This window comes from Alteribacillus sp. YIM 98480 (assembly GCF_009765375.1).
GTDB lineage: Bacteria > Bacillota > Bacilli > Bacillales > Marinococcaceae > Alteribacillus.
Map to the genome: position 1 here is coordinate 146,026 of NZ_VTOK01000005.1, position 25,266 is coordinate 171,291.

The following is a 25,266-nucleotide window of genomic DNA, read 5'->3' on the forward strand; positions in this document are numbered from 1 at the left end:
CTTCCCCTTTTAAAAAAAAGACTGTTTCTGCAGTCGGTCATGACTGAACAGAAACAGCTTAAAAAATTTATTGTCTTCTTAGTATTCTTCCTCATCGTCTTCTTTTTCACTTTCTCCTGATGCGGTCTGCACACTTTCTGATGTCTTTCCATCAAAAAAGTTGTGCAGCTCTTCACTATTTTCCTCCATATCTAGCTCCAGGACAGAGCCGGCATGGCTGTAGCTTTGATTGGTGTATGTTTCTTCCACTGGAATACGAAGAGTATTAATATCCTCAACTGGATTTAAAAGCACATCTTTTCCGAGTGAAAGCATTTTGCTAGTAGATACATCTGTCTCAAGATTCGGGCGAATTGCTCCGATGATTTGCGGGACTTTTGTGACGCTCGCAAAAGATAGTAATTCATCTTTTAATATACCAAGGATTTCTTGCTGGCGTGCTACACGGCCGAAATCATTATTACTATCACTTCTGTAACGCACATATTCTAAAGTTTTATCCCCATCTAAATATTGGGTGCCTGGTTGAAAGTCAATGCTTACTTCTCCAGAGTTATCTTGATAATACATACGTTTTTCAATATCTACTTCTAACCCTTCTGGAGCCACGGTATCAACAACATCAACGAAACCATCAAAATTTACTGTGGCGTGATAATCGATATCAATGTCGAAATTTTCTTCTATCGTTTCTCTTAGCAAATCGACTCCGCCATAAGCAAAAGATGCATTAATTTTATTATTTTGGTGCCCGGGTATTTCCACATAAGAATCTCTCATGATAGATGCCAGTTTGACATCTCCTTCTTTCGGATTTACATTGGCTAACATTATGGTATCAGTCCGAGCCGAGCCAGATTCTTCATTGTCTACACCTACTAAGAGAAAATTTAGATTTTCTGAAGCAGCTTTCTGCTCCGCATCCTGGTTATCGTTTTCTGAAGCAAAAGTGCCAGAATCGGAGGCAGAATCTTTTGAAGAAATATCATTATTAAACTCATTTTTTTGGTTTTCATTAGCAAAAGGTTGTCCACCTTTTGAAAACGTTGATATCGCCGCTGCACCTGCTACAATAATTAACAGCGTTAATACGAATATTTTTATCTTTATAGACGATGATTGTAATCTCTTTTTCTTTCTCACCGTATTAACCCCCCTCAGACATTCAACCTTGATTATAACAGAAGTTTTTACCTTATTTGAATATAAATTTACAATATAGCGTGAAAATCCGAGATTTTTCTACAGCATTTTACATTTGAGACTTAATATAGGCCAGTGCTTCCTTTCGATTGGTAATTTCACCATTTAAAAAGGCCTTTTCTAATTGAAACAAATATTCTTTAAAAGCAGGACCAGGTGTAAGGCCGGCAGCTTTTAAGTCATCCCCGTTTACCCAGCGCGGCAGCTTTTTTCGTTTCGTGCGATAAACGCGGACGATACGTGCTTTCCTTTGTTCCCCAGAGCTTTGCAAAGCCAAAAATGCAAGAAATAAGGCGTCATCATCAAGATGAAAAGCGAATTCATGAAAAGCTCCTTCAGAAGTAAACACATCGTCTGTAGCATCATTCATTAACACGGCGAAATCACGTGCTGTTTTTTTCTGTGGTTTCGTAGCAGAGATTCTTTCAAGACGTTTTGCAGTCTCCTCGTTTTCGGTATATAAACAAGCAGTAATGAAAAACCACTCTTCTTTTATACTTAGTCTTCTTTCTTGTTGTTCCCATTTATTAAGAAGAAGGGAAAGGACTGCAGAGGTTTTTGTACTCCAAATGGACCCAGGCAGAAATTTGTTTAGTACTCCAAGCTCATGCAAACGTGACAAGCTTTCAGCAGGATTGGTTTCTTGAAAAATATGTTTCAATTCTGCGATTACACGTGTATGGGACAAGGCAAAAATCGATGCCGCGGAGTGGCGTAAAAATGCTTCTGTTTCTTCATCCATCCGAAAAGAGAAGCGGGCTTCAAACCGGATACCCCGTAAAATACGGGTAGGGTCTTCAACAAAGCTGAGGTTATGAAGAACACGAAGGTTTTTCTTCTTTATATCTTCTAGTCCATTAAAATAATCAATTAATTCTCCAAACGAATCGGGCTCTAAGGAAGCCGCCATAGCATTCATCGTAAAATCACGCCGGAACAAATCCTCTTTGATATTTGAACGGACAACGGTTGGAAGAGCGGCTGGTTTTTCATAATACTCGGTTCTTGAGGTAGTAAAATCAAGTTTGGAGCCATTTTCTGTTTCTACGGATGCTGTTCCAAACGCTTCATGAGGCGTAACAGTTCCGTTTATATCGTCGGCAAACGCTTCTGCAAAAGAAATACCATCTCCTTCAATAACAATGTCAATATCTTCGCTAGGGCTGCCCAATATTAAATCACGAACAATCCCGCCAATAATATAAGCTTTCATATTCTTCGTTTCTGCAAGCGAACCTGCTTTCTTAAGCAAGGCAATAGTATCTTTTGGCAGCAGCGTTTCTATTTGTTCTCTTATATTTGCAGGTGCCCGGTTATCTTTTGAAGAGCGATTGTGCATATATTCAATGACATCTGTGCGAGAGACGATCCCGATAATTTTTTCATTTTCTATGACAGGGAGACGTCCAATGTTGTATTGAATCATGAGCTGCTGAATTTGTTCAAAAGATGTATGTTTGGTTATCGTTACTGGGCTCGTACTCATATAGCCTTTGACCGGAGCATGGCCAAGATTATGGTAATTGGCTTTATCCACATCGCGCCGAGAAATGATTCCAATTAATTTCCCGTTTTCATCTACAACAGGAAAGCCGTTATGTCCGTAATAAAGCATTTGGTTTTTAGCTTCATTAATCGTTGTATGTTGTAAAATGGTTTTCACAGGAGCAGACATTAGAAAATCAGCGCGTACGGCAGTGGAAATGGATGTATGCAGCAGTTCCTTTATCTCTTTTATAATAGAAGAAATAGAACGTTTCTTAACGGACGCTGAAGCTGCTTTTTTGTGGCCGCCGCCGTTAAAATGTTTTATAACTGGCAGTAAATTCATTCGGTCTGAAGAAGACCGGCCAATAATAAAAATTTTATTTTTCATGCTAGTAACCGTAATCGCCGCATCTGCCCCGGTTGTTTCAAGAACCCTGGATGTAATAACATTTAAGTTACCGACGAAATGGTCAGCTGAAAGGCTTGCAATAACTATATGAAGCCCTTCTTCGTCTACGTTTTCAACTGAAGATAAATACGCTTGAAATGTTTCTTGTTCGATTGCGGTCAATGCTTCTTCTGAAAACTGCTGGACAAGATCAAGCTGCATCCCTTTTTCCTTTAAAAATACAGCTGCTTTAAGATCACGTACAGTTGTGTCTGGATAAACGAAAGACCCTGTATCCGTATAAAGACCAAGTGCAAAAAGGGTCGCTTCATATGAACTAATTTCCATTTGCTGTTTGATTATTTCTTCAATCAATATCGTAACAGCTGCTCCTGTATTTTCTACGACATATGTAACATGCTCCTGTTTATCCTCTTCTACAAGCGGATGATGATCATAAACCGTAATTGGGATATCAGAAGATAATGCAGATGGTGCTTCTGTACGGGAAAGATGAGCCGTATCGGTTAGGATGACATGGCTGACTTTCTCCCAGTCAATATGGTTTTCTGATAAAAAATGAAAGTTGTCCCGATATAAGGCTAAATAGTGACGAACTTGATCAGATTGCTGCTTAGGCAGCACCATGGCAGCCTCCGGATTGAGCTTAGAAGCTGCGACCATAGAAGCAAGTGCATCAAAATCCACCTGGTCATGCGTTAAAATGATTTCCATCGGTTCATTCCTCCACCTTGCAGTATTATCCGTTTTTTATGCTCATGATATAGTGATGAAATTCATTTAAAGCAAAGGTCAAAATAGATTCTGTCGTGTTTTTTGAAGCGTCTACGCCTGCTTCATCAAAATATCGCATAATATCTTCTATTTGATCTTTTTGTTCTTTATATAAACGCAGATGAGTAAAATACGTCTCGTTTCCTAAATGTTTTGCTTTATTATTAATCTCACGAACGAGATCATCATAATCAGCCATTTTTTCGTAAAGTTCTTTTTGAAGATTTTCTCGATGAGTAGACATAATCATCTCTCCTGCATAAATTAATAATGAAAAGTGCAAATCCCTTTCTAAGATATAAAAGGGTAGTGTCGAACAATCGTTACAAGGAAATTCATGAAGAAAAAAAGGGTTTCTAATCTGTAATCCAGAAATTTTCCCTATTTAATGGGAGAAATGCTATGTAACGATTGTTCCATTAAGCCACTGCGCTTTTCCTATTATAAATCATTTGTTGTTTTTTTGTCTCTTAGAGCTGTTTGAAAAGGGAGCGAAAAACTATGATCGCCAGGCTGTTTATGATGACTGTCGGCTTCGGGCTTGCAGCAGGAGGCGGTATCAGTTTAATTGCATATATGAACTATATTCCGGCTGGACTCACTTTGCTGGACTATCTGATGTTTATTTTTCAGCGTACCGAAGGCGCTGTATTTGCTGCAGGACTTTTTATGATTGTCGGAAGTATTTACTGGCCGGAAAAAAATTAGCAAGAAAAGAAAGGGCAGAAAGAATAAAACATTTTCTCTCTGACTATACTGTGGATACTAATGGATAGCAAGGAGGGTTTAACCATGGCCCGGATCCGTGATGTCTGGATTAATTGGTTTGAAGGTGAAGAAAACGGGTACAATGTTTGTCCTTTCCATGAATGGCACTCTGAAGATAGAATAGAAGTGCTTGATCAAGGAGAAATCGTAAAAGTAACAGAAAGATTATTTGACTACATTGAAAATCGTATGGAAGATGTACCAGATGAGCTGTTAAATGAAGTATTTCAAAAAAGCACACTCCGAAAAAACATGACAAGAATCACGCTCGACTATTGTTTCATTATGTATGATGGCAGTCGTGTCTTAGCTGTCGATACGCTTGGGTACAAAACACCAATCAGAAAAAGCCGTCTTACGCCAAAGCATGAAAGAATGACCAAAGAGATAATGGATGAAACAAAGGCAGAGTGCTTTGATTTAACAGAGCCGCCTCCGCCAAAAGAATATCACATTTTATCTCCGCACCCAAAATATATGGCTGGTCTAACAAGAAAAGAACGACAGCTTAAACAATTATTATTTATGGCACTTGATCAGCTCTACACATCAGGAGAATCTGCAGAAATTCGTTATTGGTATACGGAATGGAATCCTGCCCGGTATGAAGAAATACAACACATCGATAAAGAAACAGCATGGCAGACTTTGTATCAGGAAGTGAAAAACGATTGGTCCGATGCACATTATGAACTTTGCCAAAAAATGATAAAAGGACAGCCATTTTTTGAGAAAATCTGGAACTTGCATCATGAGGAAGAAGTGAAATAATGATTGGCGAAGGCGAAGACAGAGGAGTAGTTCGACGTAAACTATCTTTAAATGCGTAAGGTCGTTTAAAAACTGCCGGCCGTCTTTACAGAATGACTGTCTTTCCATATAATAAAGAGGAAAAGAAGGTGAGACAGGAGGGAAAGTTGTGGACGGACTAGCTTATTTTTCGATGCAGGCCTTGACGGTTTTGTACGCGGTCGGCACCATCGTATTTAGTGTGATTGTCGGTAAAATCTGGAGGAAACAAAAAGGTTACTAAAGAGAAGCTGACAGAAATAGCTTATTTAAATCATACATGGAAAAAACAGAACAATGACATAGTTGATGTTTAGATGTAAGAGACTGAGGCTGTCCCATAGGGGATGGCTCTTTTTTTAAAAGGTAAGAAAGCATTCCTGTAATAAAGCAAAATGAGGTTTGGAAAAAAAAGAGCCTCCTTGGTAGTATACGATATGTATCACAAAAGACCCTTAAATTACCCAAGGAGGACTCTACATGAATTATAAACAAAATGAAAAGATTGGACAAGTAACAGAGAAAACGTTGATTGTATAAGTAACCATGCCCAATGCTCATTATAAAACCGATCTGTGTTCATACCATATAAAAACGGAGGTGTAATCGCCTCCGTTTTTAATACTTTATTTTCTTTTTCGGCCAAGTCCCATCGCGCGTTCTGCTTTTTTCAACGTTTTGAAGGCTGCGCGATTAGCACGTTCAGCTCCTTCGTCTAAAATATCATCTAGCTCATCGGAGTGAATCAATTCTTCATGACGTTCGCGAATCGGCCGGAGCAGTTCAGCCGCAGCTTCAGCGACTTCTTGCTTAAAGTCCCCATATCCTTTTCCGTTAAAATCCTTTTCAATCTCTTCCAATGTTTTACCGGTAGAAAGCGACAAGATCGACATTAAATTCGAAACGCCCGGTTTATTTTCACGGTCAAACCGAATCTCATTTTCAGAATCTGTAACAGCACTTTTAATCTTTTTGATAATGGTTTTTTCATCATCGAGCATCGAAATAAACCCTTTTTGGTTTTCATCGGATTTGCTCATTTTTTTCACCGGGTTTTGAAGAGACATAATACGTGCTCCGACTTTCGGTATCTGCACTTCTGGAACAGTGAAAATGTCATTATACTTATGGTTAAACCTTTCTGCAAGGTTTCTCGTTAGTTCCAAGTGCTGCTTTTGATCCTCACCAACAGGAACGATATCGGTATTATACAATAAAATGTCCGCCGCCATTAATGGAGGATAAGTAAGTAAAGCAGAAGACACGGCCTCTTTTCCTTCCGACTTATCTTTAAACTGGGTCATGCGTTCTAGCTCACCAATATAAGAAACACACTGCATCATCCAGGCAAGTTGAGAATGAGCCGGAACTTCTGATTGAATAAACAAAGTAGATTTCTTAGGATCAATACCGGTCGCTAAATAAAGAGCAGCAAGGCTTCGAATATTCTGCCGCAATTTTATTTTATCCTGCGGGACCGTAATCGCATGCTGGTCTACAATGCAAAAAAAGCATTCGTGATCCTCCTGCATCCCGACAAAATGTTTAAGCGCTCCTAAGTAATTTCCAAGCGTTAACGTTCCGCTCGGTTGAATGCCTGAAAAAACTCTTTTCATTTCTGCTCCATTCCTTTCTATGTATCCTAAAACTTTCATCTTTTATCTGCCTTTTTCTCTTATACATCATATCGAAAGTAGAGTTCAGAGTAAACCGCTTGGACCTCGATATGCATGTCTCTAAAAGGGCGCGCATATACTATGGCAAACAAGCAGAGGAGACGAGGGCATGCATATTCATATTTTGACAGCTTCTTTCGGTAATGGCCATAATCAAGCTGCTTTCCTATTGAAAAAGACGGCTATTGCTCACAAAGATACCGTTTCTGTATATCATCCGCTCGAAACGACCGCGCCTTCTTTATATAAAATGAGTAAAAAAGTGTACGGCGGATTACTGTTTTCATTTCCTGAGGCGTGGAGAAAACTTGTACTTGCTAAAAATCCATCATCCCTCTCTGCTGTTATTACTACTCTGTCTCGTCTATATCAAAAAAGCATAGAAAAAGCGCTGCAAGCAGATTTAGTCTTGTCTGTTCATCCTTTATTAACAGCTTTGGCAGCGGAAGTGAAAAAACGAAAACAATTATCTATACCGCTTTACAGTGTAGCGACCGACTATTGGACATCTCCTTTGGCAAGTCATCCTTTTGTTAATGGAGTGTTTGTCTCCGAAATAGAAGATACAAAATGGGCACGGGAAGACCAAGATGTTTTTCCGGCAGGTATTCCAGTCGAAATAGGAGAGAAGCATGTAACGAAGAAAGAATGCTGCCTGAAAAACGGCTGGGATCCTAAAAAACCATTGTTATTAGTGTCCGGCGGAGGAGAAGGTATCTTTCCGTACCGAAAAGTTGGAGAAGAACTAAAGAAGTTAAAAATTCCTTCTACTATTGTCATGCTAAGCGGTACAAGCCGCTGGAAATTTGATACGACTTCTTATCAGCATGATATACACATGCTGCCATTTACGGACTGTTTTACAGAATATTTACATGCTGCAGATCTTTTGATTAGTAAGGCGGGTGGAATGACTATGACAGAAGCAGTATTATGTGAAGTTCCGATATTGGTATATTCCCCGCTACCGGGGCACGAAGAACACAATGCACGGTGTTTAACAAATAGACAAGCAGCATTTTGGGCAAAAACACCGTTAGAAATAAAACAGAAGACAGAAGAACTACTGCTGCATCCTTTGGAAATAGAGCGGGCCAAACGACGGCTGCGTCACATTAAGAAAAAAAACAGCGCAGAAATTATTATATCCATAGCAAAATTCCACGCGTTACAAGCGGTGCTTCCATCCCAAGTACATGGCAAATACCGGGACAGCCACGAATAACAACACGGCCAGCGGCCATTCTGCTAGATTATTAAACCGATAGGACAAAAGTACAATAAGAGCGATGGCCCCCGTTAAAATATATAAAACGGTGCGGAAAAATACAAACACTTTCTCACCTCTAACATTTACTTTTTGAAGAAAGGAGATACCTTATGAACTATGTTCGAAAAAGACTGATGTTTCTGTCTTTATGTGGTCTTATATTACTTACTGGTTTATTTTATCAAGCCTCTCAAAATCCATCAAAAGAAGCTGTTCAAGTAGCTGCAGGTTATCCTGTTGTTGAAACCGGACGCCAGGCACCATCGGTTGACCTTCCTGGGTTGGACGGACAAACGTATAATATGGAGACGTTTAGCGGGAAGCCAGTACTATTTACTTTTTTTTCAAGCTGGTGCGGCATTTGCCAAGAAGAGCTTCCTAAGTTGTCCCGCTACTATGAGGAAAAAAAAGATACCTTAAATATCGTCGCTATTAATGCCACGACACAGGAATACAATAAAGAAGATGTAAAACAGTTTGTACAGCAGGCAAAGCTTTCTATTCCGGTCTTACTAGATGAGGAAGGGGAAGGGATCGAAGCTTTTAGCGTAACTGGCGTACCAGTTTCTTTTCTTTTGGATGAAAACGGAATCGTCATGGATACGTATTATGGACCGATTGATCAAAGCAAGCTTGAAGAAGCGTTAGGAATGTAAGGAAGAAAATAAAACGTCTTCCCGCATGATTTCAATCATGGCTCTCTATCATTTTCCTGCATAATTTTTTACACAAGAAGAGATACTACTCTCAAAGTGTAAAGGAGGAATAAATGATGACGAATAAACATGGCCGTCCTCGTCAGAACCGCGAAGAAGAAATTAAAAATATCATAGAAGATACAGAGGAAAACCTAAACCGAACGACTGAATTTGCAAAAGAGCATGGAGCGGCTCTTAATGAGGATGAAATGCAGCAGATTGAAGAAAAGAACGAGCATAGAAAAGAAACGATGGAGAATTTGCAGCAAGCAATCAACAAAGAAAATGAATAAACCAAAAAGGCAGGAGCTCCGCTGTTCAGAACTCCTGCCTGCTTTTTTTGAAAGGTAAGAAATGATAAATAGTTGGCGTTTTACATGTCTAGCGCAAGCGCCTGCTCGCTCGAGATTCCTTCGGTTCGGAAATGGAAAGCAAAGATCAGCTTTTCATATGCCGCCCCTTCAGGACTTGTCGCTCGTGAGCAAGGCGCTTACGCTTTTCTTACATTAGTAAACAAAAATCAAATAACTAGAAATAAAATAAATAACGATTAGTAAAGCGGAAGGCCATGTATATAGACGAAAAAATCGTTTTCGGCCGCGAAGGATAGAAAATAATACGATTGCAGCTAAAATTGTAACGGCGGCAGCTGTAATTTGATGGGATGCGCTGGAGGCAGCAATAATTGGCCCTGAAAAATAAGCAATATCACTTACGGCAAGTAAAATCATGTTAAAAAGGTTGCTCCCAAGGATAGAACCAAGCGCAAGATTGTGATTTTGCAGCTGCAGGGCAATCAATACAGCAATCGCTTCAGGAAGCGACGTAGACGCAGCAATAAGAAAACTGCCGACAAAGCTGGAACCAAGACCAGTAACAGCTGCAATTTGGTCCCCTGTTATGGTGAGCAAGGACCCTGCCAATAAAATAACAATCGCAGCTATGAAAAACCCTATTTTTGCATGGCGAAGGGATAGAGCATAGGACGGGCTTAGTTCTTCTTCTTTTTCTTCTTCAGGGATATCCGCTTCACTAAAACGATTGATAACATACATGCCTAATACATAAACGGCCAAAATCAATAAAGCATCCAAACCGATTCCAAAAAGTGAAAGGTCTGTTCGGATAAATAATGCAGCCAAAACCATCAGAGAAAGAAAGATTCCTAGAGTTGCTGTGTAAGTGTGCGACATAGCAGTTCTAGAAAATAGTTTTTCTTTTCGGTAACACATGTCAAATGCAGCAATGATGAGTAAATTAAACATATTACTGCCGAGGACATTACCTACAGCAATGTCGGGGTTGTTTAAAGCAACAGCCGTTATACTGGTGGTCACTTCTGGTAATGACGTGGCACCGGCAAGCAGAATTGTTCCGACCATCAGTCCGCCCCATTTTGATTTCATGCTAATAACATCAGCATACGTAGACAATTTGACCGCAGCTGCGACCGTTATTGCCGCTGCAAGAAAAAAATATAAAAATAGCAAAACCATCTCTCCTTTTTAAAGGTAAGAAATTATAAATAGTTGGCGTTTTGATGTCTAGCGCAAGCGCCTGCTTGCTCGAGATTCCTTCGGTTCGTCCATGGAAAGCAAAGATCAGCTTTCCATATGCCGACCCTCCAGGACTTGTCGCTCGTGAGCAAGGCGCTTGCGCTTTTCTTATATGGGTAGGCCGACCCCGTAATTGCACAAAAAAAGACCTTTTTATGAAAATCCTGCTAAAAAGATATAGCAAGGTTCTCATAAAAAGGTCTTGCGTGCTTTATATATCATAAAGCCAAACGAACCGAGCGCTCTTAACGCTGTCATGACGATTCGTTTATCCTATTGGACGCTACTCCCCTTTTCATTCATGAAAATTTTATCACGGTAAGGCACATTAGTCAAGCTGGAAAAAACAGCCTCGTTTTAAGTTCATAATATGGAATCATTTGTTAAGATAGGAAAAACAGGCTGACGGCCAATAGATTTACTAACGTAATATCTTTGCCAGAAGGTCATTACATTTGTAACTGTTCCCTTGACTCCATTCAGTAATACCTTTTTACCCTCGAATTGTTTAGCATTTACCACCAAATTTTCATATGAAATTTTGCAATGGAGCAGGAATTTGCGGGCGATTCATCAAATTGTTTAGAGTGGTACATCAATTTTTTGTAATGTAAAGGGGACAACTGCATATGAAACTATTTGCCGTTTTTTTATCGATGAAAGATCAAGAACTTAGCCAAAAGCATCGTCCGGCTCATCTTGAATTTTTGCAAAAACAGCATAAAGAAGGAAATGTGGCTGCATACGGCCGATTGGAAGACGGGGCAGGCGGTCTCGTCATTTACCGGACAGAAACGTATGAACAAGCAGAGGAATTAGTAAAAAAAGATCCATATGTTGTGGAAGGAGCGCGCGGCTACGATATCCATGAATGGAATATGATTTCCGATAATTGGTCGTAAGGAGGCATTAAAATGAAAAAACTGGGCTTTATCGGGCTCGGCAACATGGGAATGCCGATGGCTCACAATCTTATAAAAGCTGGTTATGAAGTATACGGATTTAACCGTTCAAAAGGGAAAGAAAAGACGTTCGAAGAATTTGGCGGCAAGGCAGGATTAGAAATGAACGAGCTGGTCAAATCAGTAGATGTTGTTATGACGTGTCTGCCAATGCCAGATGATGTAGAACGTATCATTCTTGGAGAAAATGGTGTTCTCGAACACGCGGATGAGGGTTCGCTGATTATTGACTTTAGTACCGTTTCTCCATCCCTACATACACGTATTGAACAAGCAGCAGAAAAAAAGGGTGTCCGCTATCTTGATGCTCCTATAAGCGGCGGAACAACCGGAGCTGAAGCGGGTACACTGGCGATTATGGTTGGTGGAAAGGATTCCGTTTTTGAAGAAGCGAAAGAATATTTTGATGTGGTAGGGGCTAATGTTACACGTTGCGGGCCGATTGGGCAGGGAACCAAAGTAAAGCTGCTTAATCAGTACATGGTGGGATTACATACCGCTGCTGTTGGCGAAACGTTGTATTTAGCTGAAAAATCCGGTCTGGACCATGATCTTGTGTATAACGTATTAAGCAATGGTTTTGGTCAAAGCAAAATATTTGACCGCCATTACAGCCACTTCATTTCCCAAAATAAAGATGAACCAGGCTTTGCTCTGCAGCTTCTATTAAAAGATCTTGGGCTGGCAAAAGAAATGGCAAGCGAATCCAATGTTTCGCTGACGGCTGGTCCAAATGTACTGCAAATGTTTGAACAGGCAAACGAAAAAGGCCTCGGAGAAAAAGATATGAGTGCTCTTTATCAGTATGTGAAAAAACAAGAGCAATAAGTATATCTTGAAAAATATTACGAATGGAAAGGAACCTCTAGAAAATGAAAAGAGGTTCCTTTTTGATAAGGAGAATAAAAAGAAAAATATGGAAACGCTTATCTAGATTCACGATATAAGCATTTTTTCTTTTTCAACGGGGAGATTTTATGAAGAGGTATTTTTCTTCGCTATTTTGTATGGCAATGAGTTTAATACTTTTATCGGGATGCGGAAGTTCTAATAAAAGCCATTCACCTAAAGGAACTGACTGGAAACCTTCAACATATGAAACTGTCAACAACCTTGATGGAGTAACGATGAATGTAAAGGAAGGAACGGTCTCCTCTACTGGATTGACTGTAATATTTGAGAATAACTCTGACAAGCAATGTATCTATAGTGAATATTTTTTCTTGGAAAAGAAAATCGAAGGTAGATGGTATCAAGTCCCTGTTACCCTAGATGATAACTATGGATTTAATGATATTGGCTATGACTTGGATTCTTCAGATGTTAGGGAATGGACAGTTGATTGGGATTGGCTCTATGGAAGTCTGGATAATGGTGAATATCGGATAGTAAAAGATATATTGGATTTTAGGAAGGCGGGGGACTATGATAAGTACGATTTGACAGCTGAGTTTACAGTAGATTAACCAAACAAAATGTATTAATACGAAGGTTGTGAAAGGCTGTACTTAAAGTAACGGGGTGCGTTAGTTGAAGAAGCCTAATATCTCTGGAGCCTACGTATTTTGACTACGCTGATACATTGCGTTTATTAAACGGGTCACTCCTTCAACATAGGATTGTTCGTCTGTAGAGTTGACTATTCTAGTTTTGTCCCAGCTTCATTCTTTTTCTCCATAATATCAACCTTAAACTTTAACATAGCTAAATATAAAAAAGCGAAAAGCCATTTTAAAGGCTTCCCACTCATACATATATTTGTATGTACCATCATCTCTTCCGGAGCGGGAAACCCGCCATCCGGATATAGATGGTTATGCTGTTTCATTATACTTCACTCGTTTGCTCATATGCTTGTGAAACTAATGCTTGGTCTATCATTTCGTCTAATTGTACAATTTTCTTTCTAGCTTTGCTGTCAGAAATCTTTCGGTAGTGGTGGTTGCCAGATGGTTCTTCATCCATTTCGTCTGCGAGAGCTACAATTTGCTGCAATTGGCTGCGATACAGCTGTCCTTCTGGTAAATAGGAATCCGTATGCAGCAAAACAGCAAGAGCGATTTCTTTTGCAATTTTCCGCTCTTCTCCAAGACGAATCAATAACTTGTGCGCTCGTTCAGCACCTTTAATGGCATGAATGTCATTTTCTCTGTACAATTCAAAATCCCATTCACCGTTACGATACCAGGTGTAATGACCCATATCATGCAGAAAAGCAGCCTTGACAGCAAGATCTGGATTTACTCCTTGTTGCTTTGCAAGCCGGAAAGCATGATAAGAGGCAGATATAGCATGAGCAAGTCCTGCTCTTTTTACATATTTTTGAGTAATTGGATGCTCAAATAGTTGTTCTAGCGTTACGCTTCTCATTATCATCCCTCCTGCACTTTCTCTTTATGAATCTGAATTTATTCCTACTATTATAACGATTCAACCGATGAAAAACAAGAGGGATAATCGTCTAAGTTTATATTTTAATGCGGTATTTTTTCCATTTTTCGTCCACTTTTTTAACGATATCCGGGTGCGGGTTTACTTCATCAGGATAGAAAGGTTTCATTCTTGCATCAATAATGATTGGACCTTTATAACGAATATTGTTTCTTAAAATGTCTGCTTCTGCATATAAATCATAGGAGGGATCAAAACGAGTAAAGGTCGTCCATAAAAAAGTACTTTGTGATTGAGCAATATCGGCATCGTCGGTCAAAAATACCATTTGCCAATCAGACAATTGTTCTTTTGCGGTTTCGAGCAGATGGGAAGCGAAATGTTCATCCTCTTCATACGAAGTGCCGGAAAGAACAAGGCAGCCGCCGCAAAAAGGTTTGACTTTCGATATTCCTGGTATGCCGCCTCCTGTATATTCACGGCGTAATTCTCTCTTTGGTTTTCCTAAGCCGGTCATAATTGCTTTTGACCCCACATTAAATTTACGCCCGGTATAATCGAGTGTATCCATTGATGTATCATTTAAGATAAGTAGATCACGTTCCGGTTGAAACCGTTCGAGTACCGCTTCCATTAATTGTTTAAATTGAGCAAGCTCAACGGTTTTATCAGTAACCATTAAAAATTTCGTTAACGTCAGCTGGCCTTCACCCATAATCCGCAGAGCATGAGCAAGTCCTTCTTTGTAATAAGATTCACGAACTACTGCTCCTGCCAGAGAATGAAAGCCTGTTTCTCCGTACGTCCAAAGGTCTTTTACGCCATTCATCACGACAGGGAAAATCGGACTCATTAAGCGCTGCAAGTATTCGCCGATAAAATAATCTTCTTGACGAGGCTTTCCTACAATGGTTGCTGGATAAATCGCGTCTTTTCGCCTCCACATTTTCCGTACTTGAAAAACGGGAAAATCATGGGCAAGCGAGTAATATCCATAATGGTCTCCAAATGGTCCTTCTGGTTCGCGAATGTGCGGCGGCACCTCTCCTCCAAAAGCAAATTCAGCTTCAGCCAGTAAGTGATGAGGGTGATCTGGCACCTCTGTCATTGGAAGCTTGTCATCAAGCAGCAAAGATCCAAATAAGAGCTCTGGAACAGCTTCTGGAAGAGGTGCAATCGCAGATACAATTAATGCCGGCGGCCCTCCAATAAATAGAGTTACAGGAAGCGCTTCATTTTTTTGCTCGGCCACATGGTGGTGGAATCCGCCGCCTTTATGAATCTGCCAGTGCATTCCAGTCTTTTTAGGCTCTTTGATCTCAATACGGTACATGCCAAGGTTATGTTCGTTTTCATCCGGGTGCTCCGTATAAACGAGCGGCAGTGTAACAAATGGATTGCTGTCATGCTGCCACGTAGTAAGAGCTGGAAGGTCTTGCATACTGAAAGATTTTGTTTCTATTTGACGAACAGGAGATTTGCTTTTCGGGAGATTTTTCATTCCCATCCGCATAAGCTGTTTAAAAAGACTCTTTTCCTGCCACATCGCTTTAGGAGTTGGAGGAACAAGTGTATCCATGGCGCTTACTGCTTGTTTAACAAACGCTTCCGGTTTTGGTCCAAACGCCATATCTACTCGGCGCGGGGTTCCAAATAAATTTGTGACAACTGGAGTTTTTGAACCTTTTACATTCGTAAATAAAAGGGCAGGACCTTGTTCGTCAATCACCCTTCTATGTATTTCCGGAATTTCTAGATAAGGATCGGTTTCTGTTTTTATTTCAACGATTTCTTTTTCTTTTTTTAATTGTTTAATGAATGAACGTAAGTTGTGATGCACCAGTATTCCCTCCGATTCAACTCAAGATGACATAAGTAAAGTATAAAGAAGTTGGGATTCAAAGTATATGAATAAGCTGTGAAGAAAGCAGGAAAATAGAAAAGTTAAAAAACTTTCCATTTTTTACTCTGGAACTATTGGTGAAAATTGTTATTCTATGTATAATTTGAGATAGAAAGATTACAAATTCAATACATAGATTTCAAAAAGTGTGAAAAAATATGTGTTTTTTGTGTGAAAATATAAATGGAAATTATTTGAAAGAGAGCTGGGGGAAATGAAAAGATTTTTAATGGCATTCGGTGCTGTATGTGTCGCAGCTGGCGGTTTTTTTCTAACAAATGATACACAGGGAGAAGAACATAAAACAATTACATATCATTCCCACAAAAAGACAATGGAAATGAATAAAGATATAGAAGAAAATATGTCACGATTTTATTATGACAGCGGTTACGATTTTAGCTATCCTGAAGATGGGGTGCGAGGCATTTACGTGACAGGGCATTCTGCAGGGGGGGAGCGTTTTCAAAGATTAGTTGATCTTATAGATTCCACTGATCTCAATGCAATGGTTATCGATATAAAAGATGATTACGGCAATTTAACATTTGATCCGCAAGATGAAGTAGACCTGCCAAACATAGGAAAAAATATGATCAGTGACCCGGTTCAATTAATGGATGCTTTAGAAGAAAATGAGATTTATCCAATTGCTCGTATTGTCGTTTTTAAAGACACTGTTTTGGCAGAAGATAATCCAGACTGGTCGTTTAAAGAAAACGGAAACGTATGGAAAAATGGAAAAGGCGAAGCATTTGTCAATCCTTACGTGAAAGATGTTTGGGAATACAACGTAAAAATCGCAAAAGAAGCGGCAAAACTCGGTTTTAAAGAAATCCAATTTGACTATGTCCGTTTTCCAGAAGGGTTTGAAAAGCGTGATGAAGTCCTTGATTATTCTAGAGGCGACTTTGGGAAAGAAGGAAATAATATACAACAGCGAGTGACAGCGGTTACCAAATTTGTAGAATACGCTCGTGAAGAACTGCAAAACGAATTTGATGTTGATGTATCGGTTGATATATTTGGTTATTCGGCTACGCTGGATGAAGCGCCAGGAATTGGGCAGAACTTCTCCAAAATATCCGATAATGTAGATATTATTTCATCCATGATTTATCCGAGTCACTGGACACCATATTTTGGTATTGATAAACCAGATCTTCATCCGTATGAGTTAACGAAAGAATACGCAAAGGTAGAAAATGAAGTGCTGGGCGATCTCGAAAATCCACCTGAGTCAAGACCGTGGATTCAAGATTTCACCGCAAGCTGGCTGGGGTCTGGAAATTATAAACCATATGGCGTGGAAGAAGTCGAAGAGCAAATCAAAGCTTTAAATGAACAAGATATCGACGAATTCCTATTGTGGAATGCTAATAACAATTATACGGAGGGCGTTGATTACACCCCGTAAATCATGTAGAAAGAGCTGTTTCTGACTTGTAGGAACAGCTCTTCTTACTGGGTAAGAAATTATAAATATTTGGCGTTTTTGATGTCTAGCTTAAGCGCCCAGCCGCTCGGGGTTTCTTCCCTTTCGACTCCGGGCCGCAGGCGACCCTGCGCGAAAGCTCCAGAACCTGTCGCGGGCTCCCAGGATGGGAGTCAGTTCGGCGTTGTCACAGGACGTGACGCTCGGAGCCGAACTTCCTTCTTTCAGGGCGCTTGCGCTTTTCTTATGGACTTGTGCATGCAAATACGATCCACAGGCAAAGCTAATTGTAAATAATCGATCGAGATCAAAATTGAACAACGAAGAACAAGAGTTACAATCAGGCAGTATTCGTTTTATAATAGAAGAAATACAATAACGGAGGTTCCAATGACTAGAACAAACTGGTACGAAAAATTGAGTCAATACTTTCCGGTAGAAGAGATGAAATCAAAAGAGCACATGGAGCTTTTGCTTGAAGAAAAAGGAGACGTTTACCACAAAGATGAAGGGCCTCATCACGTGGTAATGTATGTGGAAACAGAAGAGTTTATCTTTATTGACTATCTGTTTGTCTCGAAAGAATCACGTGGGCAAGGGCTCGGCCAAAAAATTATTGACCAGCTAAAAACAAAGAAGAAGCCGATCATTCTAGAAGTGGAGCCGCTTGATTATGATGATACAGACACAGAGAAACGATTGAGATTTTATCAGCGGAGCGGATTCAAACATGCATCATCGATTGGTTATACCCGAAAATCTCTTGCCACAAATGAAGAAAACACTTTAGAAATATTATATTGGTCGCCTGAAAACGAATCCGAAGAAAGTATTTATGAAAAAATGAAGCACACGTATAAAAATATTCATACGTATAAAGATAAAGAACTATACGGCCAATCTTATCAAAAAGTAGATGAGGTATTATCGTACAACGAACAAGAAGAAGCTTAAATGCACTTGTTTTTCCCAGTAATGAGACCTTACCTGAAGGAGGGTAAATCATGAAAAACAAAGAAAAGCACAAGCGTAAGAAAAAGCGTGAAGTTTTAAAAGAATTACTCCGAAAGAACTTAAAGGATTGGAATAAACTTCCACACCCAAACAATGGTTCAGCCACTTCTTCAAAAACATCTGCCTGACCTTGTGTTTTCATCAATCAGACCCAGTTTCTTTAAAATGAAACTGGGTCTGATATTTTCATTTTCTAGAAAATAATATTTTTTGGCGTCTAGCTTTAGCACTAGCCCCCGCGAGCATACTTATGAAAATGTCACAAACTTTTCACATTTTGGAATAAAAAAAGGTTTTATCATTGAAAAATGAAGGAATGAGAAAACAAAAGAAAGAATGAAATAGGTGAAAGGCCCTTGTGTACCATAACTATCCTCTTTACATAGGGAGAAATCGGGATTGAAAAGATGTTGGATAAACAAAAACGATTTTTGAAAACTCTTTTCAAATTAGAATAATTATTGTATAATTACAAGTGTAACAAGCTGAGAGTATTCACATTAATAAATATAGATCGTTTTATCTTTGTGTTTGTATGAATAGGAAGGGAGAGATTGATCCATATGGTTACTTTGCTAACATCTCCGAGCTGCACCTCTTGCCGAAAAGCTAAAGCGTGGCTTGAAGAACATGAGATTCCTTTTGAAGAGCGTAATATTTTTGCGGAACCCTTAAGTGTCGATGAAGTCAAAGAAATTATTAGACTGACAGAAGATGGCACTGATGAGATCGTATCAAAACGCTCGAAAGTCTTCCAAGAGTTAAATGTTGAACTTGAAAACCTTCCGCTGCAGCGTTTGTTTGAGCTGATCAGCGAGCACCCAGGATTGCTTCGCCGTCCTATTATTTTTGATGAGAAGCGTTTACAAGTTGGGTACAATGAAGCGGAAATCCGCCGTTTCCTGCCTCGGAAAGTGCGCACATTTAATTTAATGGAAGCACAAAAACTAGTTAACTAATTCGTAAAAGATACGAATAAATTAAAATGTACACTTGAATCAATTTCATAATTGTGATTTTGATTATTAAAAACGAACATTCTATCGAGTGTAGCGGAAGGCGGTGACTCCTGCGGGATAACCTTGAGCTGAAGACCTTGCAGGCATCTTGCTGCCGAGGAGGCTGAAGCCAAGCCTGCCGCAAAGAAGCCACTACGATAACGAACAAAGAGTTGGAGGAGATGCCGCGCTTGTGCCCCAAGGGTGAATGCGTTCGTCTGAAGCTAAAATTGAATGATAATGTAATGTTCGTTTATAATCATATAGAAATGGATTATGAAATTCATTCACTTAGATGAAAATTAAAACTTCTACTTTTTTCCATTCAGTAGAAGTTTTTCTGTTTTTTTAACGTTTAATGCTTGTTATTCTTCTATTGGTATCATAAGATAGGATAAAACATTCATTTTTTGTTTAAGGTAAGGGGTAGTAAGTTGTGTTTTTCCTTGACAACTTGTGTTCTTTCCTTGAGAATTAGTTTTTAATAGCAGGATTGACCGCGTTTTCTCTTTCAGACGCTCCGCTCCCTCATAAAATCATCGGCGGGATGAGCATTAGTCCTTAACAACCTTATTCTTATCGTATACAATAATAGTAATACCGACGATAAGATTATAGTTGCCCGTCTAAGGGTATGTTCTTAATAAAGAGAGAGAACTTGGAAGCGGTATCCACCTTACCTTCAAAGGAGGGAGAAAATCGTGGAAATCGAGAGAATTAATGAGTCGACGGTCAAATTTTATATCACGTATAAAGATATAGAAGATAGAGGATTTGATCGGGATGAGATTTGGTACAATCGTGAACGTGGAGAAGAATTGTTTTTTGAAATGATTAATGAAGCGCATGATCGTGAGAACTTTGAAATTGAAGGACCTTTGTGGATTCAAGTGCAAGCCATGGATAACGGGATGGAAATTGTAGTTACGCGCGGCCAGATTTCAGATGGCAATGTGAAGCTTGAAATTCCTGTCTCCCAAAATAAAGGAGAAGACATGCCTGTAGATGATAACATTGTAGATATGCTTGATGAACAATTCCGTTCTTCTCAAAAATCCAGGCAGGCAAATGGCAACCAGGACACCGAAGAACTCGAAATTGTCATTTCCTTTTCAGACTTTGAGGATTTACTGGCACTAAGTAATGCATTTCTGGCTGAAAATGTCCAAAACGAAATTTACCATTTTGAAGGAAATTATTACCTTTACTTGATGTTTGATAACCATTACACAGAAGATGAACAAGACGACATGGTTAGTCATGTATTAGAATATGGGGAAGAATCAGATGTATCCATTTTCCGTATCCGTGAGTACGGAAAAACCGTTGCGGCTTCCAAAGGATTGGAAACGCTGCGTGAAAATTTCTCCTAATAAAATAGTAACTGCCGGCTCCCATCAGGGGCTGGTTTTTTTATCGTTAAAGGAAAGTTTAACTTTGTTAAAGGGAAAAAGTATAAGTGAAACTACAATTTTTAAGATTTTAAAAAAGGAAATGGTGTAAGTGTGAAGAAGAAATTATAAAAGAAAGGAGGTTGACATGTTTACAGCTTTAACGAATAACGGTCAAACGATATCTTTGTTGACCACCCCTCGTGAATGCTTTCCCTCACATTATCCGCCCCCCTATTATTGTCCGGCCTGCTCTCAAAACGTTATTCTAAAAAAGGGGACCAAACGCAGATGGCATTTTGCTCATCAAAGCGGCTCTCTTTGTGCTTATCAATCGGAACCCGAAACAGAAGAGCATCTGGCTGGGAAATTAGTGTTATATCAGTGGCTCAAGGAAAAAGGTCTATCGCCATCTGTGGAAGCATTTATCTCTTCGATTCGGCGGACAGCTGATGTATTATTTACATGGAAAAATAATAGTTATGCCCTCGAATTTCAATGTTCCTCTATTTCTTCAGAAGAGACGATCCAGCGTACAAAGGATTATTACTCTGTCGGAATAACCCCTATTTGGATATTTTCTCTTTCTCGTCTGCGAAAAATGGAAGGTCCTCGTTATGTGATTCATTCTTTTGAATGGATTGGGCTGCGTGAAAGGCGAAAGGATTTGCGCCACGCTTTTATTTATTTCTCTCCTGAAAGCTCTTCTTTTTATTACTTGTTTCCAAGAGCACTGCCTGCTAATTCTGCTGTCTTTGGGGATGTCTATACGATGCCGATTATTCATACTCCTATCGAGCATCTTATCTATCTGCCAAATACATTAAACGGTCCCCTCACATGGTCGGCAAACTGGATGAATCAAAAGAAAAACTGGCGTTTTCACACCAATCAATGGAGGGGAAAGCCAGATAAAACATATATGCGGCAGATATTTGCTAAGCATCGTTCTGATCTTCCGTTTTTTCCTTCTGAAGCAGGCTGGCCATCGTTAAGCATGGAAGCATTTCAGACTTCGTCCTATATTTGGCAGAGCTGGATTTTGCTTTGTTTTCTCCCCAACATTCCCCTTTATCAACGTTTTTCTTCCCGCACCATTTGTCATGAAATCCATTCTCTTATTTTGAACGATAATTTTATTATTCGTGAGCTCCCTTCTATTTCTTCTCCTATAGAAAAAGCCGTCTTTTTTTATTTAGAACTGTTACAGCGTATTGGAATATTGAAAAATACTGGAGCAGGCTGGAAAAAGGTAAAAAATATATTTTTGCCGATATCTCTAGAGGACGCATTCAAAATGGATAAAAAGTGGAGCAACATCATATTTTACAAAGGAATAGTGAATTAAACATTGGTGTTTATTGGATAAGTTCGGTAAAATTGGCAGTAACTACTGGAGGTGTTTCCATGAGTGAACAGGCAACTAAACAATTGCCAAAAAGAGATGAAGTACCAAAAGAATACACATGGAATTTAGAAGACATTTTTGCTACAGATGAAGCATGGGAAAAAGAATTTAAACAAGTGCAAGAATTGATGCCTGATCTTACTTCTTTTAAAGGGAAACTCGGTGAATCAGCAGACACGCTTTATCAAGCGTTAACAAAGCAAGACGAGATTGCTGAACGGTTCGGCCGGCTGTTTACTTATGCTCATATGCGCTATGATCAAGATACAGGAAATTCATATTATCAAGGTCTTAATGACCGGGCATCAGGATTAGCATCCAAACTAGGTCAATCGATGGCTTTTCTCGTTCCAGAAATCTTATCTATTCCAGAGGATAAATTAAGCCAGTTTTTAAAAGAACATGAAAAATTAAAACGATATGAACATGCTTTAAATGAAATAAACGAGCAGCGTCCGCACGTTTTAAATGAATCAGAAGAATCCATTTTAGCACAAGTCGCTGAAGTAACAGCTAACCCCGGTAAAACATTTGGAATGTTAAACAACGCGGATATAACATTTCCAAACATCAAGGACGAAGACGGAGAAGAAGTACCAGTAACCCACGGCAGGATTTTGAATTTCTTTGAAAGTGATAACCGGCGTGTGCGGCGTGATGCCTTTGAGGCCGTGTATGGAACCTATAAAAAGTACAGAAATACTTTGGCCAGCACACTGAACGGCCAGGTGAAAAAGAACTTGTTCAGCGCCAATGTAAGGAAATATGAAACAGCGCGAAAAGCCGCTCTTAGTAAAAACCATATACCAGAAATCGTTTATGATCGGCTTGTCGAAACAGTAAATAAGAACTTGCATCTTTTGCACAGATATGTACGGTTAAGAAAGCGTGTATTAAAACTAGATGAAATACACAATTACGATCTGTACACGCCGCTTGTAAAAGACGTTGATATGACTGTGACTTATGAAGAAGCGAAAGAGCTTGTATTAAAAGGGATAGAGCCGCTCGGAGAAGATTATGTCAAGATCGTAGAAGAAGGATATAAAAATCGCTGGATCGATGTGTATGAAAATAAAGGAAAACGAAGTGGGGCATACTCATCAGGTGCATATGGAACGATGCCATATATTTTAATGAATTGGCAGGATAACGTGAACAACATGTTTACGCTTGCGCATGAGCTGGGGCATTCGATGCACAGTTACTTCAGCAGAAAACATCAGCCGTTTCATTATTCGGACTATACCATATTTGTGGCAGAAGTGGCTTCGACTGTTAATGAAGCATTGTTAAACGATTATTTATTAAAAACAACCGAAGACAAGAAAAAGAAAATGTATTTATTAAATCATTTTCTCGAAGGGTTCCGAGGAACTGTATTTCGTCAAACAATGTTTGCCGAATTTGAACAGCTTATTCATGAAAAAGCTGCCGCAGGAGAAGCATTGACTCCCGATCTCTTAGAAAAAGAGTATTACGGGTTAAATGAAAAATACTTCGGAAATGATATGACAGTAGATGATGACATTGCGCTGGAATGGTCGCGCATTCCGCATTTTTATATGAACTTTTACGTCTACCAATATGCTACCGGCTATAGTGCAGCTGCTGCATTATCCAGGCAGATACTTGAAGAAGGAGAGCCGGCTGTAAAGCGCTATTTGGAGTTTTTAAAATCTGGAAGCTCGGACTATCCAATAGAAGTATTAAAAAAAGCTGGAGTTGATATGACATCTCCTGAGCCGATTCAAGAAGCGATGTCACTGTTTGAGCAAACATTAGATGAGATGGAACAATTACTTGAAGGATAATAAATCAAAAAAGCCCGCCGAATATTTGATTCGGGAGGGCTTTTTTAGGAGACACTTTTGCGTTTATAATCTAAATTCAGTGCCCGGCGATCGGGCGTAACTATATAGAGGATCTTTTGCTAAAACGTCGAACGTCCTGTACTCTCATAAATTAATGCCTTTAAATCTTCTTCTTTCACTGAAAAACAAGACAGTGAAAAAGATGGATAAAAACAGTAGAACGCTGCCTATGATAACGGGAAGAAATTTCATCAGTCCTAATACAAAAAGAATAAAGCTAATAATAATGCAGACGATACCGATTAAAACTTTTTTCATAAAACAGCCCTCCCTCAAAACTGATTGCTTTACTTATCAGCGTATGAGCGGAAGGACAAGTGTATACGTTGTTATTCGCCGATATACCGCCAAAACGTTCCATATTTGACGGGAACGCGTTCAATTTTGCGCTGGAGAACTAGTTTTTTTAATTGAGCGTTGGCGTCACGTTCATTCCAATCGAAAACGACAGCAACTTCCTTTGTGGCAACAAATTCATACCGTTTCAGAAATTCTTCTAGGTTCATTTTACTTGAAGGCTTAGGGATTTCTCCAAGCATTTCTTTCAAAATGTCAACATACACTTCATATGGGTAGAGTCCGGAAACTTTAAGCCCGCCGTCCTCAACGCGATCATTAAAAAAAACAAACGTAGGAGCGCGCTCAACTTCCATTTCTTTGGTCGTTTTCATATCACATTGCAAAGCTTTAACGGCACAATGAGAATGAATGTCTTTTTGAAATTCTTCCATATCAAGACCAACGTTACGAGCACATTCTATGAGTATTTTTTCATCCGCAATGTTTTGTTTGTGAAGAAACAGCATTTCGCGAAGCCGGCGGAAAAATATGGAAGCAAGCTGACGACCTTGCATTTCTGCTGCTTTCATTGCTATTGACGGAGCATATGCCGATTCGATAGGGTTTTCTAACCAAATATCCCCGTCACAAGACATTCCTGTTCTACTTGCTGTTGCTTCATATAAATCAGCCAAGTTTTTTTGTTCTTTCACTTGCCGTGCTTCGGTTTTGTTCCATGAATCAAGGTCAGCTGCAACGAAAAAACGCATCGAAAAATAATGACCGTATTCCAGGACAAGTTTTTTTAAAGTGGGTTCAAACGCCCAGCACTCCGGGCAGAGTGGATCTGTAAATATATATAATTCGAGCTTCTTTTTGTGCTTAATATTCGTTGATTCTTCCTCAGGAGAAAGGCCGCAGATTCCCAGCTGTTCATCACAATGTAGCTGTTTATCTTCCTTCATTGATGGTCCAGACTC

28 protein-coding genes are annotated in these 25,266 nt (G+C 39.4%); 18 read left to right on the top strand and 10 right to left on the bottom strand.

All coding sequences use genetic code 11. The annotated features are described in order from the left end of the window. Window positions 1-78 precede the first annotated feature (78 nt). The 3 genes from FZF09_RS08210 to FZF09_RS08220 form a co-directional block, all read right to left on the bottom strand. The gene (locus FZF09_RS08210) at window positions 79-1,143 is read right to left on the bottom strand and encodes an LCP family protein (protein ID WP_158736108.1); all 1,065 of its coding nucleotides are present in this window, start codon (window positions 1,141-1,143) and stop codon (window positions 79-81) included. Between the two features lie 109 nt (window positions 1,144-1,252). Beyond that, a complete protein-coding gene (locus FZF09_RS08215) occupies window positions 1,253-3,814 on the bottom strand; it encodes a CBS domain-containing protein (RefSeq protein ID WP_158736109.1) in 2,562 nt (853 codons plus the stop codon). 25 nt (window positions 3,815-3,839) lie between these two features. Beyond that, complete coding sequence (locus tag FZF09_RS08220; RefSeq protein WP_158736110.1) at window positions 3,840-4,118, bottom strand: hypothetical protein; 279 nt, start codon at window positions 4,116-4,118, stop codon at window positions 3,840-3,842. Window positions 4,119-4,375: 257 nt separating this feature from the next. Here FZF09_RS08220 and FZF09_RS08225 point away from each other — a divergent pair, with 257 nt between their 5' ends. Both FZF09_RS08225 and FZF09_RS08230 read left to right on the top strand, forming a co-directional pair. Continuing rightward, window positions 4,376-4,582: a YuzI family membrane protein gene (locus tag FZF09_RS08225; protein WP_233269445.1), complete on the top strand. Its 207-nt coding sequence runs from the start codon at window positions 4,376-4,378 to the stop codon at window positions 4,580-4,582. An 84-nt stretch (window positions 4,583-4,666) separates the two neighbouring features. Then, window positions 4,667-5,413: a DUF3603 family protein gene (locus FZF09_RS08230; RefSeq protein WP_158736111.1), complete on the top strand. Its 747-nt coding sequence runs from the start codon at window positions 4,667-4,669 to the stop codon at window positions 5,411-5,413. A 644-nt stretch (window positions 5,414-6,057) separates the two neighbouring features. Here the strand turns inward: FZF09_RS08230 and trpS are convergent. Next, window positions 6,058-7,047, bottom strand: a complete 990-nt coding sequence (gene trpS, locus FZF09_RS08235; protein WP_158736225.1) for a tryptophan--tRNA ligase — start codon at window positions 7,045-7,047, stop codon at window positions 6,058-6,060. Between the two features lie 169 nt (window positions 7,048-7,216). Between trpS and FZF09_RS08240 the strand changes: the two genes are divergently transcribed. The 4 genes from FZF09_RS08240 to FZF09_RS08255 all read left to right on the top strand — a co-directional run bounded on the left by FZF09_RS08240 (window position 7,217) and on the right by FZF09_RS08255 (window position 9,629). Then, a complete protein-coding gene (locus FZF09_RS08240; RefSeq protein WP_158736112.1) occupies window positions 7,217-8,332 on the top strand; it encodes an MGDG synthase family glycosyltransferase in 1,116 nt (371 codons plus the stop codon). Window positions 8,333-8,487: 155 nt separating this feature from the next. After that, complete coding sequence (locus tag FZF09_RS08245; protein ID WP_158736113.1) at window positions 8,488-9,033, top strand: TlpA family protein disulfide reductase; 546 nt, start codon at window positions 8,488-8,490, stop codon at window positions 9,031-9,033. A gap of 113 nt (window positions 9,034-9,146) precedes the next feature. Beyond that, window positions 9,147-9,368, top strand: a complete 222-nt coding sequence (locus FZF09_RS08250) for a hypothetical protein (RefSeq protein ID WP_158736114.1) — start codon at window positions 9,147-9,149, stop codon at window positions 9,366-9,368. Window positions 9,369-9,452: 84 nt separating this feature from the next. Further along, window positions 9,453-9,629, top strand: coding sequence for a hypothetical protein (locus FZF09_RS08255; RefSeq protein WP_158736115.1), 177 nt, complete (start codon window positions 9,453-9,455; stop codon window positions 9,627-9,629). Here the strand turns inward: FZF09_RS08255 and FZF09_RS08260 are convergent. After that, complete coding sequence (locus FZF09_RS08260) at window positions 9,582-10,565, bottom strand: sodium:calcium antiporter (RefSeq protein ID WP_158736116.1); 984 nt, start codon at window positions 10,563-10,565, stop codon at window positions 9,582-9,584. The genes FZF09_RS08255 and FZF09_RS08260 overlap by 48 nt on opposite strands. Window positions 10,566-10,615: 50 nt before the next feature. Between FZF09_RS08260 and FZF09_RS08265 the strand changes: the two genes are divergently transcribed. The 4 genes from FZF09_RS08265 to FZF09_RS08280 all read left to right on the top strand — a co-directional run bounded on the left by FZF09_RS08265 (window position 10,616) and on the right by FZF09_RS08280 (window position 13,059). After that, window positions 10,616-10,855: a hypothetical protein gene (locus tag FZF09_RS08265; protein WP_158736117.1), complete on the top strand. Its 240-nt coding sequence runs from the start codon at window positions 10,616-10,618 to the stop codon at window positions 10,853-10,855. A 405-nt stretch (window positions 10,856-11,260) separates the two neighbouring features. Next, entirely contained in the window at window positions 11,261-11,533 is a 273-nt protein-coding gene (locus FZF09_RS08270; RefSeq protein ID WP_158736118.1) for a YciI family protein, read from the top strand. 12 nt (window positions 11,534-11,545) lie between these two features. Next, window positions 11,546-12,421: an NAD(P)-dependent oxidoreductase gene (locus FZF09_RS08275; RefSeq protein ID WP_158736119.1), complete on the top strand. Its 876-nt coding sequence runs from the start codon at window positions 11,546-11,548 to the stop codon at window positions 12,419-12,421. 149 nt (window positions 12,422-12,570) lie between these two features. Continuing rightward, window positions 12,571-13,059: an immunoglobulin-like domain-containing protein gene (locus tag FZF09_RS08280; protein ID WP_158736120.1), complete on the top strand. Its 489-nt coding sequence runs from the start codon at window positions 12,571-12,573 to the stop codon at window positions 13,057-13,059. Window positions 13,060-13,232: 173 nt separating this feature from the next. On the opposite strand, the gene FZF09_RS08285 is transcribed toward FZF09_RS08280, so the two are convergent. The 3 genes from FZF09_RS08285 to FZF09_RS08295 form a co-directional block, all read right to left on the bottom strand. After that, window positions 13,233-13,421 (bottom strand): hypothetical protein, encoded by a 189-nt coding sequence (locus FZF09_RS08285; RefSeq protein ID WP_158736121.1) that lies wholly within the window; start codon window positions 13,419-13,421, stop codon window positions 13,233-13,235. Further along, window positions 13,421-13,963: an HD domain-containing protein gene (locus FZF09_RS08290; RefSeq protein ID WP_158736122.1), complete on the bottom strand. Its 543-nt coding sequence runs from the start codon at window positions 13,961-13,963 to the stop codon at window positions 13,421-13,423. The genes FZF09_RS08285 and FZF09_RS08290 overlap by 1 nt, the downstream gene beginning before the upstream one ends. Window positions 13,964-14,060: 97 nt before the next feature. After that, entirely contained in the window at window positions 14,061-15,824 is a 1,764-nt protein-coding gene (locus FZF09_RS08295) for a UbiD family decarboxylase (RefSeq protein ID WP_158736123.1), read from the bottom strand. Between the two features lie 277 nt (window positions 15,825-16,101). Here FZF09_RS08295 and FZF09_RS08300 point away from each other — a divergent pair, with 277 nt between their 5' ends. The 8 genes from FZF09_RS08300 to pepF all read left to right on the top strand — a co-directional run bounded on the left by FZF09_RS08300 (window position 16,102) and on the right by pepF (window position 23,947). Continuing rightward, window positions 16,102-17,304 carry a putative glycoside hydrolase gene (locus FZF09_RS08300; protein WP_370514436.1) on the top strand — a complete coding sequence of 401 codons (1,203 nt, stop codon included), beginning with the start codon at window positions 16,102-16,104 and terminating at the stop codon, window positions 17,302-17,304. Window positions 17,305-17,506: 202 nt separating this feature from the next. Then, window positions 17,507-17,701 carry a hypothetical protein gene (locus tag FZF09_RS08305; protein WP_233269446.1) on the top strand — a complete coding sequence of 65 codons (195 nt, stop codon included), beginning with the start codon at window positions 17,507-17,509 and terminating at the stop codon, window positions 17,699-17,701. Window positions 17,702-17,712: 11 nt separating this feature from the next. Then, window positions 17,713-18,276: a GNAT family N-acetyltransferase gene (locus FZF09_RS08310; RefSeq protein WP_158736125.1), complete on the top strand. Its 564-nt coding sequence runs from the start codon at window positions 17,713-17,715 to the stop codon at window positions 18,274-18,276. A 50-nt stretch (window positions 18,277-18,326) separates the two neighbouring features. Next, a complete protein-coding gene (locus tag FZF09_RS22635) occupies window positions 18,327-18,464 on the top strand; it encodes a hypothetical protein (protein ID WP_199256763.1) in 138 nt (45 codons plus the stop codon). Window positions 18,465-18,899: 435 nt separating this feature from the next. Next, window positions 18,900-19,295 carry a transcriptional regulator SpxA gene (spxA, locus tag FZF09_RS08315; protein ID WP_158736126.1) on the top strand — a complete coding sequence of 132 codons (396 nt, stop codon included), beginning with the start codon at window positions 18,900-18,902 and terminating at the stop codon, window positions 19,293-19,295. A gap of 740 nt (window positions 19,296-20,035) precedes the next feature. After that, a complete protein-coding gene (gene mecA, locus FZF09_RS08320) occupies window positions 20,036-20,707 on the top strand; it encodes an adaptor protein MecA (protein ID WP_158736127.1) in 672 nt (223 codons plus the stop codon). Window positions 20,708-20,873: 166 nt separating this feature from the next. Then, entirely contained in the window at window positions 20,874-22,073 is a 1,200-nt protein-coding gene (locus tag FZF09_RS08325) for a competence protein CoiA (RefSeq protein WP_158736128.1), read from the top strand. 59 nt (window positions 22,074-22,132) lie between these two features. After that, a complete protein-coding gene (pepF, locus tag FZF09_RS08330) occupies window positions 22,133-23,947 on the top strand; it encodes an oligoendopeptidase F (protein WP_158736129.1) in 1,815 nt (604 codons plus the stop codon). 144 nt (window positions 23,948-24,091) lie between these two features. Here pepF and FZF09_RS22640 read toward each other — a convergent pair whose 3' ends face one another. Beyond that, window positions 24,092-24,265: a hypothetical protein gene (locus FZF09_RS22640; protein WP_170031727.1), complete on the bottom strand. Its 174-nt coding sequence runs from the start codon at window positions 24,263-24,265 to the stop codon at window positions 24,092-24,094. Window positions 24,266-24,336: 71 nt separating this feature from the next. Next, window positions 24,337-25,251 (bottom strand): ClpXP adapter SpxH family protein, encoded by a 915-nt coding sequence (locus tag FZF09_RS08335; RefSeq protein WP_158736130.1) that lies wholly within the window; start codon window positions 25,249-25,251, stop codon window positions 24,337-24,339. Window positions 25,252-25,266 lie beyond the last annotated feature (15 nt).

Bases quoted from the DNA above. Each gene is read 5' to 3' on its own strand.
- FZF09_RS08275 (WP_158736119.1), top strand. From the start codon at position 11,546: ATGAAAAAACTGGGCTTTATCGGGCTCGGCAACATGGGAATGCCGATG.
- pepF (WP_158736129.1), top strand. From the start codon at position 22,133: ATGAGTGAACAGGCAACTAAACAATTGCCAAAAAGAGATGAAGTACCA.
- FZF09_RS08230 (WP_158736111.1), top strand. From the start codon at position 4,667: ATGGCCCGGATCCGTGATGTCTGGATTAATTGGTTTGAAGGTGAAGAA.
- FZF09_RS08220 (WP_158736110.1), bottom strand. From the start codon at position 4,118: ATGTCTACTCATCGAGAAAATCTTCAAAAAGAACTTTACGAAAAAATG.
- FZF09_RS22635 (WP_199256763.1), top strand. From the start codon at position 18,327: ATGAAAAACAAAGAAAAGCACAAGCGTAAGAAAAAGCGTGAAGTTTTA.
- FZF09_RS08280 (WP_158736120.1), top strand. From the start codon at position 12,571: ATGAAGAGGTATTTTTCTTCGCTATTTTGTATGGCAATGAGTTTAATA.
- FZF09_RS08240 (WP_158736112.1), top strand. From the start codon at position 7,217: ATGCATATTCATATTTTGACAGCTTCTTTCGGTAATGGCCATAATCAA.
- FZF09_RS08255 (WP_158736115.1), top strand. From the start codon at position 9,453: ATGTCTAGCGCAAGCGCCTGCTCGCTCGAGATTCCTTCGGTTCGGAAA.
- FZF09_RS08215 (WP_158736109.1), bottom strand. From the start codon at position 3,814: ATGGAAATCATTTTAACGCATGACCAGGTGGATTTTGATGCACTTGCT.
- spxA (WP_158736126.1), top strand. From the start codon at position 18,900: ATGGTTACTTTGCTAACATCTCCGAGCTGCACCTCTTGCCGAAAAGCT.
- FZF09_RS08290 (WP_158736122.1), bottom strand. From the start codon at position 13,963: ATGAGAAGCGTAACGCTAGAACAACTATTTGAGCATCCAATTACTCAA.
- FZF09_RS08245 (WP_158736113.1), top strand. From the start codon at position 8,488: ATGAACTATGTTCGAAAAAGACTGATGTTTCTGTCTTTATGTGGTCTT.
- FZF09_RS08310 (WP_158736125.1), top strand. From the start codon at position 17,713: ATGACTAGAACAAACTGGTACGAAAAATTGAGTCAATACTTTCCGGTA.
- FZF09_RS08300 (WP_370514436.1), top strand. From the start codon at position 16,102: ATGAAAAGATTTTTAATGGCATTCGGTGCTGTATGTGTCGCAGCTGGC.
- FZF09_RS22640 (WP_170031727.1), bottom strand. From the start codon at position 24,265: ATGAAAAAAGTTTTAATCGGTATCGTCTGCATTATTATTAGCTTTATT.
- FZF09_RS08325 (WP_158736128.1), top strand. From the start codon at position 20,874: ATGTTTACAGCTTTAACGAATAACGGTCAAACGATATCTTTGTTGACC.
- trpS (WP_158736225.1), bottom strand. From the start codon at position 7,047: ATGAAAAGAGTTTTTTCAGGCATTCAACCGAGCGGAACGTTAACGCTT.
- FZF09_RS08270 (WP_158736118.1), top strand. From the start codon at position 11,261: ATGAAACTATTTGCCGTTTTTTTATCGATGAAAGATCAAGAACTTAGC.
- FZF09_RS08225 (WP_233269445.1), top strand. From the start codon at position 4,376: ATGATCGCCAGGCTGTTTATGATGACTGTCGGCTTCGGGCTTGCAGCA.
- FZF09_RS08265 (WP_158736117.1), top strand. From the start codon at position 10,616: ATGTCTAGCGCAAGCGCCTGCTTGCTCGAGATTCCTTCGGTTCGTCCA.
- FZF09_RS08335 (WP_158736130.1), bottom strand. From the start codon at position 25,251: ATGAAGGAAGATAAACAGCTACATTGTGATGAACAGCTGGGAATCTGC.
- FZF09_RS08285 (WP_158736121.1), bottom strand. From the start codon at position 13,421: ATGAAACAGCATAACCATCTATATCCGGATGGCGGGTTTCCCGCTCCG.
- FZF09_RS08250 (WP_158736114.1), top strand. From the start codon at position 9,147: ATGATGACGAATAAACATGGCCGTCCTCGTCAGAACCGCGAAGAAGAA.